Genomic DNA, 12,208 nt, shown 5'->3' with positions numbered 1-12,208 from the left:
GACCATGAATACCGAAAAGAAGCAGCGTACGGTCCAGGGCCGCGTGGTCAGCAACAAGATGGACAAGACGGTCACCGTGCTGGTGGAGCGTCAGGTCAAGCACGCCCTGTACGGCAAGTACATCAAGCGTTCGACCAAGCTCCACGCCCACGATGCCGAGAACGCGTGCCAGGAAGGCGACCTCGTGAAGGTCGTCGAGATTGCACCGATGTCCAAGACCAAGAACTGGCGCGTGGCGGAAATCGTCACGCGCGCCGCCGAATAACGAGGAGGGCATACCATGATCCAGATGCAGAGCCACCTCGATGTGGCGGACAACAGCGGTGCCAAGGAAGTGATGTGCATCAAGGTGCTGGGCGGCTCGAAGCGCCGTTACGCCGGCATCGGCGACATCATCAAGGTGTCGATCAAGGAAGCGATTCCGCGTGGCAAGGTCAAGAAGGGCGAGGTCTATGACGCCGTCGTGGTGCGTACCCGCAAGGGTGTGCGCCGTCCGGACGGCTCGCTGATCCGCTTCGATGGCAACGCCGCCGTGTTGCTCAACAACAAGCAGGAGCCGATCGGCACCCGCATCTTCGGGCCCGTGACCCGTGAACTGCGTTCCGAGAAGTTCATGAAGATCGTCTCGCTCGCGCCCGAAGTGCTCTGAGCGGAGAAACGAAAATGGCTAATCGAATCAAGAAGGGCGACCACGTGATCGTGATCGCCGGCAAGGACAAGGGCAAGCGTGGTGACGTGGTGCGCGTGATCGGCGAGAAGGTCGTCGTCTCGAACATCAACATCGTCAAGCGCCACACCAAGCCGAACCCGCAAGCAGGTCAGGCTGGTGGCGTGGTCGAGCGCGAAGCGCCGATCCATGCTTCGAACGTGATGCCGTTCAACCCTGCCACCGGCAAGGGCGAGCGCATTGGAACCAAGACACTCGAGGATGGACGCACGCTGCGCGTGTTCCGCTCGAGCGGTGAGGCGCTCGACGCCTGAGGATGCAGAAATGACGACCCGTCTGGAACAGTTTTACAAGGATGAGGTGGTACCGAAGCTCATGGAGCAGTTCGGTTACGCCAACATCATGCAGGTCCCGCGCCTGAGCAAGATCACCATCAACATGGGCGTGGGTGAAGCTGCCGCGAACAAGAAGGTGCTCGAGAACGCGACTGCCGACATGGCCAAGATCAGCGGCCAGAAGCCGCTGGTGACCAAGTCGCGCGTGTCGGTCGCCTCGTTCAAGATCCGCGACGGCTGGCCGATCGGCTGCAAGGTCACGCTGCGTCGCAATGGCATGTACGAGTTCTTCGATCGCCTGGTCAACGTCGCGCTGCCGCGCGTCCGCGACTTCCGTGGTGTGTCCGGCCGGTCGTTCGACGGTCGCGGCAACTACAACATGGGCGTGAAGGAACAGATCATCTTCCCGGAAATCGACTTCGACGCCGTCGACGCGATCCGCGGCATGGACATCGCCATCACCACGACCGCCCGTACCAACGAAGAAGCCAAGGCCCTGCTGGAAGCCTTCCGCTTCCCGTTCCGCAACTGATCCGAAGGCAGAGCACTTATGGCAAAGACGTCCATGATCAATCGCGAGGCCAAGCGCAAGAAGCTGGCCAAGCAGCACGCCGAAAAGCGTGAGGCGCTGAAGAAGATCATCAGCAGCCCCACCGCTGGTTACGAAGAAAAGGCCGACGCGGTCAACAAGCTGCAGAAGCTGCCGCGCGACTCGTCGCCGGCGCGCCAGACCACCCGCTGCGCGCTTTCGGGCCGTCCGCGTGGTGTCTACAGCAAGTTTGGCCTGGGCCGCAACAAGCTGCGCGAAGCCACCATGCGCGGCGACGTGCCGGGCCTGCGCAAGGCCAGCTGGTAAGAGCGTCGTCCTGCAGGTCTGGCGTTCGCGCGCCGGACCTGTAGAATACCGGCCCTCACGTGGTACCCCGCACGACGTCCGTGTGGGTCAAAAACTAGTGTTCGCGCAAGCGGATATCGGTGCACTCAGAAGGTAATCATCATGAGCATGACTGATCCCATCGCTGACATGCTGGTCCGCATTCGAAATGCGGCCGCTGTTGGCAAGCAGACTGCGGCGATGCCGTCGTCCAAGATCAAGGTCGCAATCGCCACCGTTCTCAAGAACGAAGGCTACATCAGCGACTTCCGCGTGACCGAGAACGGCGCCAAGGCCGAACTCGAGATCGTCCTCAAGTATTACGAAGGCCGTCCGGTCATCGAGACCCTGAAGCGTTTCTCGCGCTCGGGTCTGCGTCAGTACCGCGGCAAGGACGCGCTGCCGAAGGTCCTCAACGGCCTGGGCGTGTCCATCATTTCCACTTCGAAGGGCATCATGACCGACGCGCAGGCACGCCAGCAGGGTGTCGGCGGTGAAGTCCTGTGCTTCGTGGCTTAAGGGAGTAACGCACAATGTCCCGAGTCGCCAAGAAGCCGATCGCCCTCCCGAAGGGCGTCGAACTCAACATCCAGCCCGAGCTGGTCAGCGTGAAGGGCCCGAAGGGCACCCTGACGCTCGTCAAGCCTTCGGATATCGAGATCACCATCGAAGACGGCAATGCGCTGCTTTCGGCCAATGATCCGTCGCAGATTCCGCTCACCGGAACCCTGCGCGCGATCGTCGCGAACATGGTGCACGGCGTGTCGCAGGGTTTCGAGCGCAAGCTCGATCTCGTCGGCGTCGGTTATCGCGCAGCGGTGCAGGGCAAGGACCTGAACCTCTCGCTCGGTTTCTCGCATCCCGTCGTGTTCCAGGCGCCGGAAGGCATCACGCTGACCACGCCGACCCAGACCGAGATCCTGGTCCAGGGTGCAGACAAGCAGCTCGTCGGTCAGGTCGCCGCCAAGATCCGCGGATTCCGTCCGCCGGAGCCGTACAAGGGCAAGGGCGTGAAGTACTCCGACGAAACCATCATTCGCAAGGAAGCCAAGAAGGCCTAAGGCCCATCCGCTTCCCGGGGATCAAGATCATGAGCATCAAGAACAATGCCCGCCTGCGCCGCGCCAAGAGCACGCGCTCGCACATCCGTGTCCTCGGCGTGCCGCGCCTGTCGGTGCTGCGCACCGGCCAGCACATCTACGCCCAGCTGTTCAATTCGGATGGCTCCAAGGTGCTGGCTGCCGCCAACACCACCCAGGCCGACGTCAAGGACGGTCTGAAGAACGGCAAGAACGCCGACGCCGCCACCGCGGTGGGTCGCGCAATCGCCGAGAAGGCCAAGGCCGCGGGCATCGAGAAGGTCGCATTCGACCGCTCGGGCTACCGCTACCACGGTCGTATCAAGGCGCTCGCCGACGCTGCCCGCGAGGGTGGTCTGCAGTTCTGATTCGAACGCTGTCGGTACCGGGCCTCGCGTCCGGTGTCGCCTGACCTGCCGGCACGGGGCGTGCCGGACGCCCGCGGCCTTCTGTGCCGCGTCCGCGTTTCACCGATGCACTTTCCAACTCCAAGCGGCACGAGCCGTACATCCTTCTATCAATACAGGCAATCCAGATGGCAAACGAAAGGGATAACCGCGGTCGCGGGCGCGATCGTGAAGAGCTCGACGACGGCATGATCGAGAAGCTGATCACGGTCAACCGCGTCAGCAAGACCGTCAAGGGCGGTCGCCAGTTCACGTTCACCGCGCTGACGGTCGTCGGCGACGGCAACGGCAAGGTCGGCTTCGGTTACGGCAAGGCGCGTGAAGTGCCGGTCGCGATCCAGAAGTCGATGGAGCAGGCCCGCAAGAACCAGAAGACCGTCGATCTCAACGGCAGCACGCTGTGGCACACGGTCAAGTCGCGCCACGGCGCTGCGAACGTGTTCATGCAGCCGGCGTCCGAGGGTACCGGCGTCATCGCCGGTGGCGCGATGCGCGCCGTGCTCGAGGCCGTCGGTGTCAAGGACGTGCTGGCCAAGGCCGTGGGTTCGCGCAATCCGATCAACCTCGTGCGCGCCACGATCCGCGGCCTCGACGAGATGCATTCGCCGGCGCAGATCGCGGCCAAGCGCGGCAAGAAGCTGGAGGATCTGATCAATGGCTAAGAAGGAAGCCGCCGGCGGTACCGTCAAGGTGCGTCTGGTCAAGGGTCTGCGTGGTTCGCAGGCCAAGCACCGCCTTTCGGTGAAAGCACTCGGTCTGGGCAAGCTCAACGACGTGCGTGAACTGAAGGACAGCCCGCAGGTCCGTGGCCTGATCAACAAGGTCCACTACCTGGTCCAGGTCGAGGAATAATCGAAATGAAGCTCAATTCTCTCAAGCCCGCACAGGGCGCCCGCACCGAGCGCACGCGCGTCGGTCGCGGTATCGGTTCGGGCCTGGGCAAGACCGCGGGCCGCGGCCACAAGGGTTCGTTCGCGCGTTCGGGCAAGGGCAAGATCAAGGCCGGCTTCGAAGGCGGCCAGATGCCGCTGCGCAAGCGCCTGCCGAAGGTCGGTTTCCGCTCCAAGCTGAAGCTCGACGTGGCCGAAGTGATGCTCTACCAGCTCGACAAGCTCGACGGTGACATCGACTTCGCCGCACTGCGTGCCGCCAAGCTGGTGCCCAGCACCGCCAAGCGCGCGAAGATCGTCCTCAAGGGTGAAGTCAGCAAGAAGCTCGTGCTCAAGGGCGTGCTCGCCACGGCCGGTGCCCGCGCAGCGATCGAAGCCGCTGGCGGCAAGGTCGAGGAGTAAGCCGGATGTCGCGAAGCGGCAGCGCAATGGGTGGGGTTGGTGCCGGGCTCGGTAAGTTCACCGAGCTCCGCCAGCGCCTGCTGTTCGTGCTCGGTGCGCTCGTCGTCTACCGCATCGGGTGTTTCATCCCGGTGCCGGGCGTCAATCCCGAGGCCATGCTGCAGCTGATGGAACAGCAGCAGGGCACCATCGTGGACATGTTCAACATGTTCTCCGGTGGTGCGCTGTCGCGTTTCAGCCTGTTCGCGCTGAACGTCATTCCCTACATCTCGGCCTCGATCGTGATGCAGTTGCTGGTGCAGGTCGTGCCCAGCCTGAAGGCCATCCAGAAGGAAGGCGAGTCGGGCCGGCGCAGGATCACCCAGTGGTCGCGCATCGGTGCGATCCCGCTGGCGATCTTCCAGTCCGCGGGTATCGCGGTCGCGCTGCAGAGCTCGGGCGCCAACAACGGCATTCCGGTCGTCTACGCGCCCGGCATGGGCTTCGTGCTGACCGCGATCGTCGCGCTCACCGCGGGCACCATGTTCCTGGTGTGGCTGGGCGAGCAGGTGACCGAGCGCGGTATCGGCAACGGTGTGTCGCTGATCATCTTCGCCGGCATCGTGGCGGGTCTGCCGGGCGCGGTACTGGGCACGTTCGATTCGCTGCGCAGCGGCGACATGAGCCCGATCGCCGCGATCCTGCTGGTGGTCGTGGTGCTGGCGGCGGTGTTCTTCGTGGTGTTCGTCGAGCGTGGCCAGCGTCGGATCACGGTCAACTACGCGCGCCGCCAGGGTGGTCGCAACGCGTACATGAACCAGAGCTCGTTCCTGCCGCTCAAGCTCAACATGGCAGGCGTGATCCCGGCGATCTTCGCGTCCTCGATCATCATGTTCCCGGCAACGGTGACCACGTGGTTCGGTGAGGCGACCTCGTCGAGCGGCTGGCAGCAAACGTTGCAGCGGATTGCCCAGGCGATTTCGCCCGGTGAGCCCTTGTACGTGCTGCTGTTCGCTGCATTGATCGCAGGCTTCGCGTTCTTCTACACCGCGCTGGTGTTCAACAGCCAAGAAACGGCCGACAACCTGAAGAAGTCGGGCGCGCTGATTCCGGGCATCCGTCCGGGCAAGGCGACCGCCGACTACATCGACGGTGTGCTGACCCGCCTCACGGCAGTCGGCGCGGCGTACCTGGTGCTGGTCTGCCTGTTGCCGGAGTTCATGCGGGCCGAGTTCGGCAGCTCCTTCCACTTCGGCGGCACGTCGCTGCTGATCGTGGTGGTGGTGATCATGGACTTCATCGCACAGGTCCAGTCGCATCTGATGTCGCACCAGTACGAAAGCCTGCTGAAGAAGGCGAACCTGAAGGGTTCGCGCAGCGGCGGCGGCCTGACCGGTCGTTGATGTTCCGCCGGACGGCCCTCGGGTCGTCCGTCACGGTTCTCGCGGCATGGGCACTCCCCATGCCGTATCGCGGCGCCCGATGGGCACCGCACGAAGTCCGGACATACGCGCCGGACTTCAGATGGGCGACTCGCGCGGCGGTCTCGTGTGCGAGTGGTCCAGGAAGATCCGCACGCCAGAGTAGCGAGCGGGGCAGGCAAGGGAGGATTCTCCCGAAAGCTGCCGGTCCTGGACTGTCGCCGGAGCATGGGCACGCTCCCCATGCCGGGTTCACTGGCGCCTTGGCGCCGTGGGCTTCCAGAAACCACGAGGCCCTGCTATTATTTCTTGTTCCCTTTTGCCGGGATTGAACCCCTGGCAGCAAACCAGTTGGAGATCCGCGCATGGCGCGTATTGCAGGTGTGAACCTGCCTGCCCAGAAGCATGTCTGGGTTGGGCTTCAAAGCATTTTCGGCATTGGCCGTACCCGTTCGAAGAAGGTCTGCGACGCCGCAGGCGTGACCTCGACCACGAAGATCCGCGACCTGTCCGAGCCGGAAGTCGAGCGCCTGCGCTCGGAAGTCGGCAAGTACGTGGTCGAGGGCGACCTGCGTCGCGAAGTCGGCATGGCCATCAAGCGTCTGATGGACCTGTCGTGCTACCGCGGCCTGCGTCACCGTCGTGGTCTCCCGCTGCGTGGCCAGCGCACCCGGACCAATGCACGCACCCGTAAGGGTCCGCGCAAGGCCATCAGGAAGTAAGGAGCACAGCCATGGCCAAGCCCGCAGCTACCAAGACCAAGAAGAAGATCAAGCGCGTCGTCACCGACGGCATCGCGCATGTCCACGCTTCGTTCAACAACACGATCATCACGATCACCGACCGCCAGGGCAATGCGCTTTCGTGGGCGACCTCGGGAGGCGCGGGTTTCCGCGGCTCGCGCAAGTCGACCCCGTTCGCTGCCCAGGTTGCCGCCGAAAAGGCCGGCAAGGTCGCCCTCGAGTACGGCGTGAAGTCGCTCGAAGTGCGCATCAAGGGCCCGGGTCCGGGACGTGAGTCGGCCGTGCGTTCGTTGAACAACGTCGGCTACAAGATCATCAACATCATCGACGTGACGCCCATCCCGCACAACGGATGCCGCCCGCCGAAGAAGCGTCGCGTCTAAAGGAGCGATAAGAAATGGCTCGTTACATCGGTCCTACCTGTAAGCTCGCGCGCCGTGAAGGCGCCGACCTGTCCCTCAAGAGCCCGACCCGCGCGCTCGACTCGAAGTGCAAGCTGGAGCAGAAGCCCGGCCAGCACGGTGCCGGTACCGGCGCGCGTCGCAGCAAGCTGTCCGACTACGCCACCCAGCTTCGCGAGAAGCAGAAGGTCAAGCGTATCTACGGTCTGCTCGAGCGTCAGTTCCGCAACTACTACAAGAAGGCGTCGAACAAGAAGGGCAACACGGGTGAAAACCTGCTGCAGCTCCTCGAGACGCGTCTCGACAACGTCATCTACCGCATGGGCTTCGCGGTGACCCGTCCGGCCGCGCGCCAGCTGGTGTCGCACCGTGGCGTCACGGTCAACGGCCAGTCGGTGAACCTGCCGTCGTACCAGGTCAAGGCAGGCGACGCGATCGCACTGTCGGAGAAGGCACAGAAGCAGCTTCGCGTGCAGGAAGCGCTCACCGTGTGGTCGACGATGGATCTGTCCCCGTCGTGGGTCGAAGTCGACTCCAAGGCGTTCAGTGGTGTGTTCAAGTCCGTCCCGGATCGCGCCGATCTGCCGGCAGACATCAACGAAGCGCTGATCGTCGAGCTGTACTCGAAGTAATTCAACCAGGTACCGCCGCGTCGTAAGCGCGGCGGTCCTCAGGAGACACACACACATGACGGCTACCGCCAACCAGGTCCTGCGTCCCCGCGGTCCTCAGATCGAACGTCTCGCGGGCAACCGCGCGAAGGTCGTGATCGAGCCGCTGGAGCGTGGGTATGGGCACACGCTGGGCAATGCCCTGCGTCGCGTGCTCCTGTCGTCGATTCCGGGCTTCGCGATCACCGAAGTCGAGATCGACGGCGTGCTGCACGAGTACAGCACCATCGAGGGCCTGCAGGAAGACGTGCTGGAAGTCCTGCTGAACCTCAAGGACGTCGCCATCCGCATGGGCACCGGCGAAAGCTCGACGCTGTCGCTGTCGAAGTCGGGCCCGGGCGTCGTGACCGCCGCCGACATCAAGACCGACCACAACGTCGAGATCCTCAATGGCGAGCACATCATCTGCCATCTGACGAAGGACGCGTCGATCAACATGCGTCTGAAGATCGAGCGTGGTTTCGGCTACCAGCCGGCATCCGCACGTCGTCGTCCGGACGAGGAGACCCGTGCCATCGGTCGCCTGATGCTGGATGCTTCGTTCTCGCCCGTCCGCCGCGTGGCGTATGAAGTCGAAGCGGCCCGCGTCGAACAGCGCACCGACCTCGACAAGCTGGTTCTGGACATCGAGACCAACGGCACGATCGATGCCGAGGAAGCCGTGCGCACCGCCGCCGACATCCTCACCGACCAGCTGTCGGTGTTCGGCGACTTCACGCACCGCGACCGCGGCGCGGCGAAGCCGCAGGCACCGGGCGTCGACCCGATCCTGCTGCGTCCGATCGACGATCTGGAGCTGACGGTGCGTTCGGCCAACTGCCTCAAGGCCGAGAGCATCTATTACATCGGCGACCTGATCCAGAAGACCGAAGTCGAACTGCTCAAGACCCCGAACCTCGGCAAGAAGTCGCTGACCGAGATCAAGGAAGTCCTGGCGCAGCGCGGCCTGGCACTGGGCATGAAGCTCGAGAACTGGCCGCCGACCGGCGTGTCCGCTCACGGCATGCTCGGGTAAGCATCCCGGGTGCAACCGATGCCGTCAGGCATCGGTTGCAGGATGCGAACGCCCGGCGTGCTTCGCCGGGCCGGGAGTGCAAACGCGGCGGGAGCCGCGGCTCCCGATCTGCACCGACGCTGTATGCAAGACCGCGCCGACGGGCAGAAGCCCGCGGCCTTGCCGGTGAAGGACGACCGGTTCCGGACCATCCGCAGTCCAAGTTCCAACGCCAGGACGGCGCCAAGGCATTACACAGACCCACCATTCCAGACTGAAGGATCCATCCCATGCGCCACCAGAAAGCCGGACGCAAGTTCAACCGCACCAGCGCCCATCGTGAAGCGATGTTCCGCAACATGGCCGCTTCGCTGATCAAGAGCGAACTCATCAAGACGACCCTGCCGAAGGCCAAGGAACTGCGCCGCGTCGCAGAGCCGCTGATCACCCTCGGCAAGGTCGACAGCGTCGCCAACCGTCGTCTCGCCTTCGCGCGTCTGCGCGACAAGGAAGCCGTCGGTACGCTGTTCACCACCGTCGGCCCGCGCTACAGCGCGCGTCCGGGCGGCTACCTGCGCATCCTCAAGTGCGGCTTCCGTGCCGGCGACAATGCGCCGATGGCGTACGTCGAGCTGGTCGATCGCCCGCAGGCGTCGGTCGAAGCCGAGTAATCCGCATCGTGACGACCTGCGCCACGTGCGCAGGTGCCCGTCACCGATGGAACGAAACCCCGGCACCTGCCGGGGTTTTTGTTTGTGCGGCTCCGGACGATAATCGCAGCCTTCCCTCGCCGGTCTGCCCATGAATCCTGTTCGCTGGTCGTTCCGCACGCTGATGTTCGCCGGTGCCGTCGCCTGCTTCGCGCTGATCGGTTTCGCGATCTACTCGCAGTTGCAGTGGGGGCTGGAACCCTGTCCGCTGTGCATCTTCCAGCGGCTCGCATTCGCGGCCCTCGGCATCGTGCTGCTGGTCGCCGGCGTCCATGCGCCTCGGGGGCGCGGTGGTCGCTCGGTCTACGGCCTGTTGGGCTTCGCCGCCGCGGCCGTCGGGATCGGTATCGCCGGACGGCATCTGTGGCTGCAGATGCATCCGCCTGGATTCGCCACCTGTGGCGCGCCGTTCGCCTTCATGCGCGAGACCATGGACACGCCGACGCTGATCCAGAAGGTGCTGACCGGCTCCGGCGACTGCGGCACGGTCGACTGGACCTTCCTCGGCCTGTCGATGCCGGCCTGGAGCCTGGTGTGGTTTCTGCTGCTGGCGGCGGTCGCCCTGTTCGCCGGTCTGCGCGCTCGCCGTTAGCGGTCGCCGGCGTTGTGACGCAGGGCAGCAAACTGCGATGATGGCCGGCCGTGAGAGGAACACCCCATGTCGTCGTCCATCGAGCGCACCCTGCAACCCGTGAGCCTGCCGGAAGACTGGCAGCCGGAGAGCTGGCGCTCGCGCCCGGCCAGGCAATTGCCGTCCTATCCCGACCAGGCTGCGCTGGCGGCCGTGCAGGACGAGCTGCGCGCACTGCCGCCACTGGTGACGTCGTGGGAGATCCTCAGCCTCAAGCAGCAGCTGGCCGAGGCACAGGAAGGCCGCCGGTTCCTGCTGCAGGGCGGCGACTGCGCGGAGAGCTTCAGCGATTGCACGTCCGACGTCATCTCCAACCGGCTCAAGGTGCTGCTGCAGATGAGCCTGGTGCTCGTGCACGGCATGCGGCTGCCGGTGGTGCGCGTCGGCCGCTTTGCCGGCCAGTACGCAAAGCCGCGTTCGGCCGATACCGAGACCCGTGATGGCGTGACCCTGCCGTGTTACCGCGGCGATGTGGTCAATGCGCCGGCGTTCACACCCGAGGCGCGGATGCCGGATCCGCGGCGCATGGTGCGCGCGCACGCCCGCTCGGCGATGACGATGAACTTCGTGCGCTCGTTGATCGACGGCGGTTTCGCCGATCTGCACCATCCCGAGTACTGGGGCCTGGAATGGGTGGGCGAATCACCGCTGGCCGAGGAATACCAGCGCATGGTCACCGGTCTCGGCGACGCCGTGCGTTTCATGGAGACGCTGGCCGGCACGCAGGTGCACAACCTCAATCGCGTCGATTTCTACACCTCGCACGAAGCGCTGCTGCTGCCCTACGAGGAAGCGAACACGCGCCAAGTGCCGCGCCAGTGGGGCTGGTTCAACCTCAGCACGCATTTTCCGTGGATCGGCGTACGCACGGCGGCGCTCGACGGCGCTCACGTGGAGTACTTCCGCGGATTGCGCAATCCGATCGGCGTCAAGGTCGGCCCGACGTCGACGGCCGACGAACTGCTGCGCCTGATCGACGTGCTCAACCCCGACGACGAGCCCGGGCGTCTGAGCCTGATCCACCGCATGGGCGCGACCCAGATCGCCGAACGCCTGCCGGCCTTGCTCGAGGCGGTGCGCCGTTCCGGCCGTCGCGTGCTGTGGATCTGCGATCCGATGCACGGCAATACCGAGTCGACCAGCAACGGCTACAAGACGCGCCGTTTCGACAACATCCGCAGCGAGATCGAGCAGGCGTTCGACCTGCACGCCGCGGCGGGCACGCGCCTGGGCGGTGTGCATCTGGAACTGACAGGCGAAGACGTCACCGAGTGCATGGGCGGCGCGCGCGCCTTGACCGAAACCGATCTCGAGCGCGCCTACAAGAGCCAGGTCGATCCGCGTCTGAACTACGAGCAGGCGCTGGAGACGGCGATGCTGATCGTGCGCAAGCAGGTGCAGGTGGGTCGCGCCTCGGGCGTGACGTCCTGATCAATCCGCGCGGCGCTGCACAAGTTCGGCGCCCATCTGACGGAAGGTCTCGGCGACGCGGGGATTGTGGGCGACATCGAACGTGCCCGCGTCCACCGCCTCGATGATGCGCGCGCAGTCGCTCTGCGTCACCTCGCCGTCCGCGAACAGTGCCTGCTGCATGCGCGCGACGGTATCGCCGAATTCGGCTTTGCGCTGATCGTGGAACTGCACGGCCGCGGCGTCGCCCATACGCGTGGTGACGGCGTTGCCCAGTGCGTGGATCCACAGGCTGCCGACGAGGAAGGGCTCGGCGTTGCGGCGTTCCCAGCCGGCCTGCGCCGCCCGCGCGCTCGGGCCGTCCGTCGCAGGCAATGCGCCGCACCAGTGCCCCAGCGTGACGTCGACGAACATGCCGTGCGTCATCACAAGACCGGCCGCGGCGTTGCGTGCCTCGATCGTGTCGGTGGCCTGCACCGCGCCGCCGACGGCGGCCAGCAGCAACGCAAGTGCGCCTCGCGCACTGCGGGAAACGGGAGGTGCGGTCGTCATCGTCGCGTCATGGCGTGCGGCGGAGTGCCGTCACACCAGTCT

Annotated in this window: 20 protein-coding genes; 19 read left to right on the top strand and 1 reads right to left on the bottom strand. The window is 64.8% G+C overall.

Going from position 1 to position 12,208, the window contains the following annotated elements; all coding sequences use genetic code 11:
* Positions 1-4 precede the first annotated feature (4 nt).
* The 19 genes from rpsQ (at position 5) to CURTO8I2_RS07080 (ending at position 11,635) form a co-directional block, all read left to right on the top strand.
* On the top strand, positions 5-265 hold the full coding sequence (gene rpsQ / locus CURTO8I2_RS07170; protein WP_150928979.1) for a 30S ribosomal protein S17: 261 nt from the start codon (positions 5-7) through the stop codon (positions 263-265).
* A gap of 15 nt (positions 266-280) precedes the next feature.
* A complete protein-coding gene (gene rplN / locus CURTO8I2_RS07165; protein ID WP_159679893.1) occupies positions 281-649 on the top strand; it encodes a 50S ribosomal protein L14 in 369 nt (122 codons plus the stop codon).
* A gap of 14 nt (positions 650-663) precedes the next feature.
* Positions 664-981 carry a 50S ribosomal protein L24 gene (gene rplX / locus CURTO8I2_RS07160; RefSeq protein WP_159679891.1) on the top strand — a complete coding sequence of 106 codons (318 nt, stop codon included), beginning with the start codon at positions 664-666 and terminating at the stop codon, positions 979-981.
* A 10-nt stretch (positions 982-991) separates the two neighbouring features.
* Positions 992-1,534 (top strand): 50S ribosomal protein L5, encoded by a 543-nt coding sequence (rplE, locus tag CURTO8I2_RS07155; RefSeq protein WP_159679889.1) that lies wholly within the window; start codon positions 992-994, stop codon positions 1,532-1,534.
* 18 nt (positions 1,535-1,552) lie between these two features.
* The gene (gene rpsN, locus CURTO8I2_RS07150; protein WP_159679887.1) at positions 1,553-1,858 is read left to right on the top strand and encodes a 30S ribosomal protein S14; all 306 of its coding nucleotides are present in this window, start codon (positions 1,553-1,555) and stop codon (positions 1,856-1,858) included.
* A 141-nt stretch (positions 1,859-1,999) separates the two neighbouring features.
* Positions 2,000-2,395: a 30S ribosomal protein S8 gene (gene rpsH / locus CURTO8I2_RS07145; protein WP_159679885.1), complete on the top strand. Its 396-nt coding sequence runs from the start codon at positions 2,000-2,002 to the stop codon at positions 2,393-2,395.
* A 14-nt stretch (positions 2,396-2,409) separates the two neighbouring features.
* Positions 2,410-2,937: a 50S ribosomal protein L6 gene (gene rplF, locus CURTO8I2_RS07140; RefSeq protein WP_159679883.1), complete on the top strand. Its 528-nt coding sequence runs from the start codon at positions 2,410-2,412 to the stop codon at positions 2,935-2,937.
* A gap of 29 nt (positions 2,938-2,966) precedes the next feature.
* Entirely contained in the window at positions 2,967-3,323 is a 357-nt protein-coding gene (gene rplR, locus CURTO8I2_RS07135) for a 50S ribosomal protein L18 (RefSeq protein WP_159679881.1), read from the top strand.
* Positions 3,324-3,490: 167 nt separating this feature from the next.
* Positions 3,491-4,024 carry a 30S ribosomal protein S5 gene (rpsE, locus tag CURTO8I2_RS07130; protein ID WP_159679879.1) on the top strand — a complete coding sequence of 178 codons (534 nt, stop codon included), beginning with the start codon at positions 3,491-3,493 and terminating at the stop codon, positions 4,022-4,024.
* Positions 4,017-4,214, top strand: a complete 198-nt coding sequence (gene rpmD / locus CURTO8I2_RS07125) for a 50S ribosomal protein L30 (RefSeq protein ID WP_159679877.1) — start codon at positions 4,017-4,019, stop codon at positions 4,212-4,214. Before rpsE ends, rpmD begins: the two co-directional genes overlap by 8 nt.
* Positions 4,214-4,654 carry a 50S ribosomal protein L15 gene (rplO, locus tag CURTO8I2_RS07120; RefSeq protein WP_201295531.1) on the top strand — a complete coding sequence of 147 codons (441 nt, stop codon included), beginning with the start codon at positions 4,214-4,216 and terminating at the stop codon, positions 4,652-4,654. The genes rpmD and rplO overlap by 1 nt, the downstream gene beginning before the upstream one ends.
* Before the next feature lie 5 nt (positions 4,655-4,659).
* Complete coding sequence (gene secY / locus CURTO8I2_RS07115; RefSeq protein WP_159679874.1) at positions 4,660-6,036, top strand: preprotein translocase subunit SecY; 1,377 nt, start codon at positions 4,660-4,662, stop codon at positions 6,034-6,036.
* A gap of 383 nt (positions 6,037-6,419) precedes the next feature.
* A complete protein-coding gene (gene rpsM / locus CURTO8I2_RS07110) occupies positions 6,420-6,776 on the top strand; it encodes a 30S ribosomal protein S13 (protein ID WP_159679872.1) in 357 nt (118 codons plus the stop codon).
* A gap of 11 nt (positions 6,777-6,787) precedes the next feature.
* Positions 6,788-7,180, top strand: a complete 393-nt coding sequence (gene rpsK, locus CURTO8I2_RS07105; RefSeq protein ID WP_159679870.1) for a 30S ribosomal protein S11 — start codon at positions 6,788-6,790, stop codon at positions 7,178-7,180.
* Positions 7,181-7,194: 14 nt separating this feature from the next.
* Positions 7,195-7,830 (top strand): 30S ribosomal protein S4, encoded by a 636-nt coding sequence (rpsD, locus tag CURTO8I2_RS07100; RefSeq protein ID WP_159679869.1) that lies wholly within the window; start codon positions 7,195-7,197, stop codon positions 7,828-7,830.
* Between the two features lie 55 nt (positions 7,831-7,885).
* Positions 7,886-8,884, top strand: coding sequence for a DNA-directed RNA polymerase subunit alpha (gene rpoA / locus CURTO8I2_RS07095; RefSeq protein ID WP_159679867.1), 999 nt, complete (start codon positions 7,886-7,888; stop codon positions 8,882-8,884).
* 269 nt (positions 8,885-9,153) lie between these two features.
* Complete coding sequence (gene rplQ, locus CURTO8I2_RS07090) at positions 9,154-9,534, top strand: 50S ribosomal protein L17 (RefSeq protein ID WP_159679865.1); 381 nt, start codon at positions 9,154-9,156, stop codon at positions 9,532-9,534.
* Positions 9,535-9,664: 130 nt separating this feature from the next.
* Positions 9,665-10,165, top strand: coding sequence for a disulfide bond formation protein B (locus tag CURTO8I2_RS07085; protein ID WP_159679863.1), 501 nt, complete (start codon positions 9,665-9,667; stop codon positions 10,163-10,165).
* Positions 10,166-10,231: 66 nt separating this feature from the next.
* On the top strand, positions 10,232-11,635 hold the full coding sequence (locus tag CURTO8I2_RS07080) for a 3-deoxy-7-phosphoheptulonate synthase class II (protein ID WP_159679861.1): 1,404 nt from the start codon (positions 10,232-10,234) through the stop codon (positions 11,633-11,635).
* On the opposite strand, the gene CURTO8I2_RS07075 is transcribed toward CURTO8I2_RS07080, so the two are convergent.
* Positions 11,636-12,166, bottom strand: coding sequence for a hypothetical protein (locus CURTO8I2_RS07075; protein ID WP_159679859.1), 531 nt, complete (start codon positions 12,164-12,166; stop codon positions 11,636-11,638).
* Positions 12,167-12,208 lie beyond the last annotated feature (42 nt).

It is taken from the genome of Luteimonas sp. 9C (genome assembly GCF_902506295.1).
In the GTDB taxonomy this organism is placed as follows: domain Bacteria; phylum Pseudomonadota; class Gammaproteobacteria; order Xanthomonadales; family Xanthomonadaceae; genus Luteimonas.
The sequence above is the reverse complement of the archived record's forward strand: the minus strand, read 5'-3'. Positions and strand labels throughout refer to the sequence as shown.

Coding starts and splice junctions, on each gene's coding strand:
- rpsK (WP_159679870.1), top strand. CDS start 6,788: ATGGCCAAGCCCGCAGCTACCAAGACCAAGAAGAAGATCAAGCGCGTC.
- rplX (WP_159679891.1), top strand. CDS start 664: ATGGCTAATCGAATCAAGAAGGGCGACCACGTGATCGTGATCGCCGGC.
- rpsE (WP_159679879.1), top strand. CDS start 3,491: ATGGCAAACGAAAGGGATAACCGCGGTCGCGGGCGCGATCGTGAAGAG.
- rplQ (WP_159679865.1), top strand. CDS start 9,154: ATGCGCCACCAGAAAGCCGGACGCAAGTTCAACCGCACCAGCGCCCAT.
- rplN (WP_159679893.1), top strand. CDS start 281: ATGATCCAGATGCAGAGCCACCTCGATGTGGCGGACAACAGCGGTGCC.
- secY (WP_159679874.1), top strand. CDS start 4,660: ATGTCGCGAAGCGGCAGCGCAATGGGTGGGGTTGGTGCCGGGCTCGGT.
- rpoA (WP_159679867.1), top strand. CDS start 7,886: ATGACGGCTACCGCCAACCAGGTCCTGCGTCCCCGCGGTCCTCAGATC.
- CURTO8I2_RS07080 (WP_159679861.1), top strand. CDS start 10,232: ATGTCGTCGTCCATCGAGCGCACCCTGCAACCCGTGAGCCTGCCGGAA.
- CURTO8I2_RS07075 (WP_159679859.1), bottom strand. CDS start 12,166: ATGACGACCGCACCTCCCGTTTCCCGCAGTGCGCGAGGCGCACTTGCG.
- rpsH (WP_159679885.1), top strand. CDS start 2,000: ATGAGCATGACTGATCCCATCGCTGACATGCTGGTCCGCATTCGAAAT.
- rplE (WP_159679889.1), top strand. CDS start 992: ATGACGACCCGTCTGGAACAGTTTTACAAGGATGAGGTGGTACCGAAG.
- rpsQ (WP_150928979.1), top strand. CDS start 5: ATGAATACCGAAAAGAAGCAGCGTACGGTCCAGGGCCGCGTGGTCAGC.
- rplR (WP_159679881.1), top strand. CDS start 2,967: ATGAGCATCAAGAACAATGCCCGCCTGCGCCGCGCCAAGAGCACGCGC.
- rpmD (WP_159679877.1), top strand. CDS start 4,017: ATGGCTAAGAAGGAAGCCGCCGGCGGTACCGTCAAGGTGCGTCTGGTC.
- rpsN (WP_159679887.1), top strand. CDS start 1,553: ATGGCAAAGACGTCCATGATCAATCGCGAGGCCAAGCGCAAGAAGCTG.
- rplF (WP_159679883.1), top strand. CDS start 2,410: ATGTCCCGAGTCGCCAAGAAGCCGATCGCCCTCCCGAAGGGCGTCGAA.
- rpsM (WP_159679872.1), top strand. CDS start 6,420: ATGGCGCGTATTGCAGGTGTGAACCTGCCTGCCCAGAAGCATGTCTGG.
- rpsD (WP_159679869.1), top strand. CDS start 7,195: ATGGCTCGTTACATCGGTCCTACCTGTAAGCTCGCGCGCCGTGAAGGC.
- CURTO8I2_RS07085 (WP_159679863.1), top strand. CDS start 9,665: ATGAATCCTGTTCGCTGGTCGTTCCGCACGCTGATGTTCGCCGGTGCC.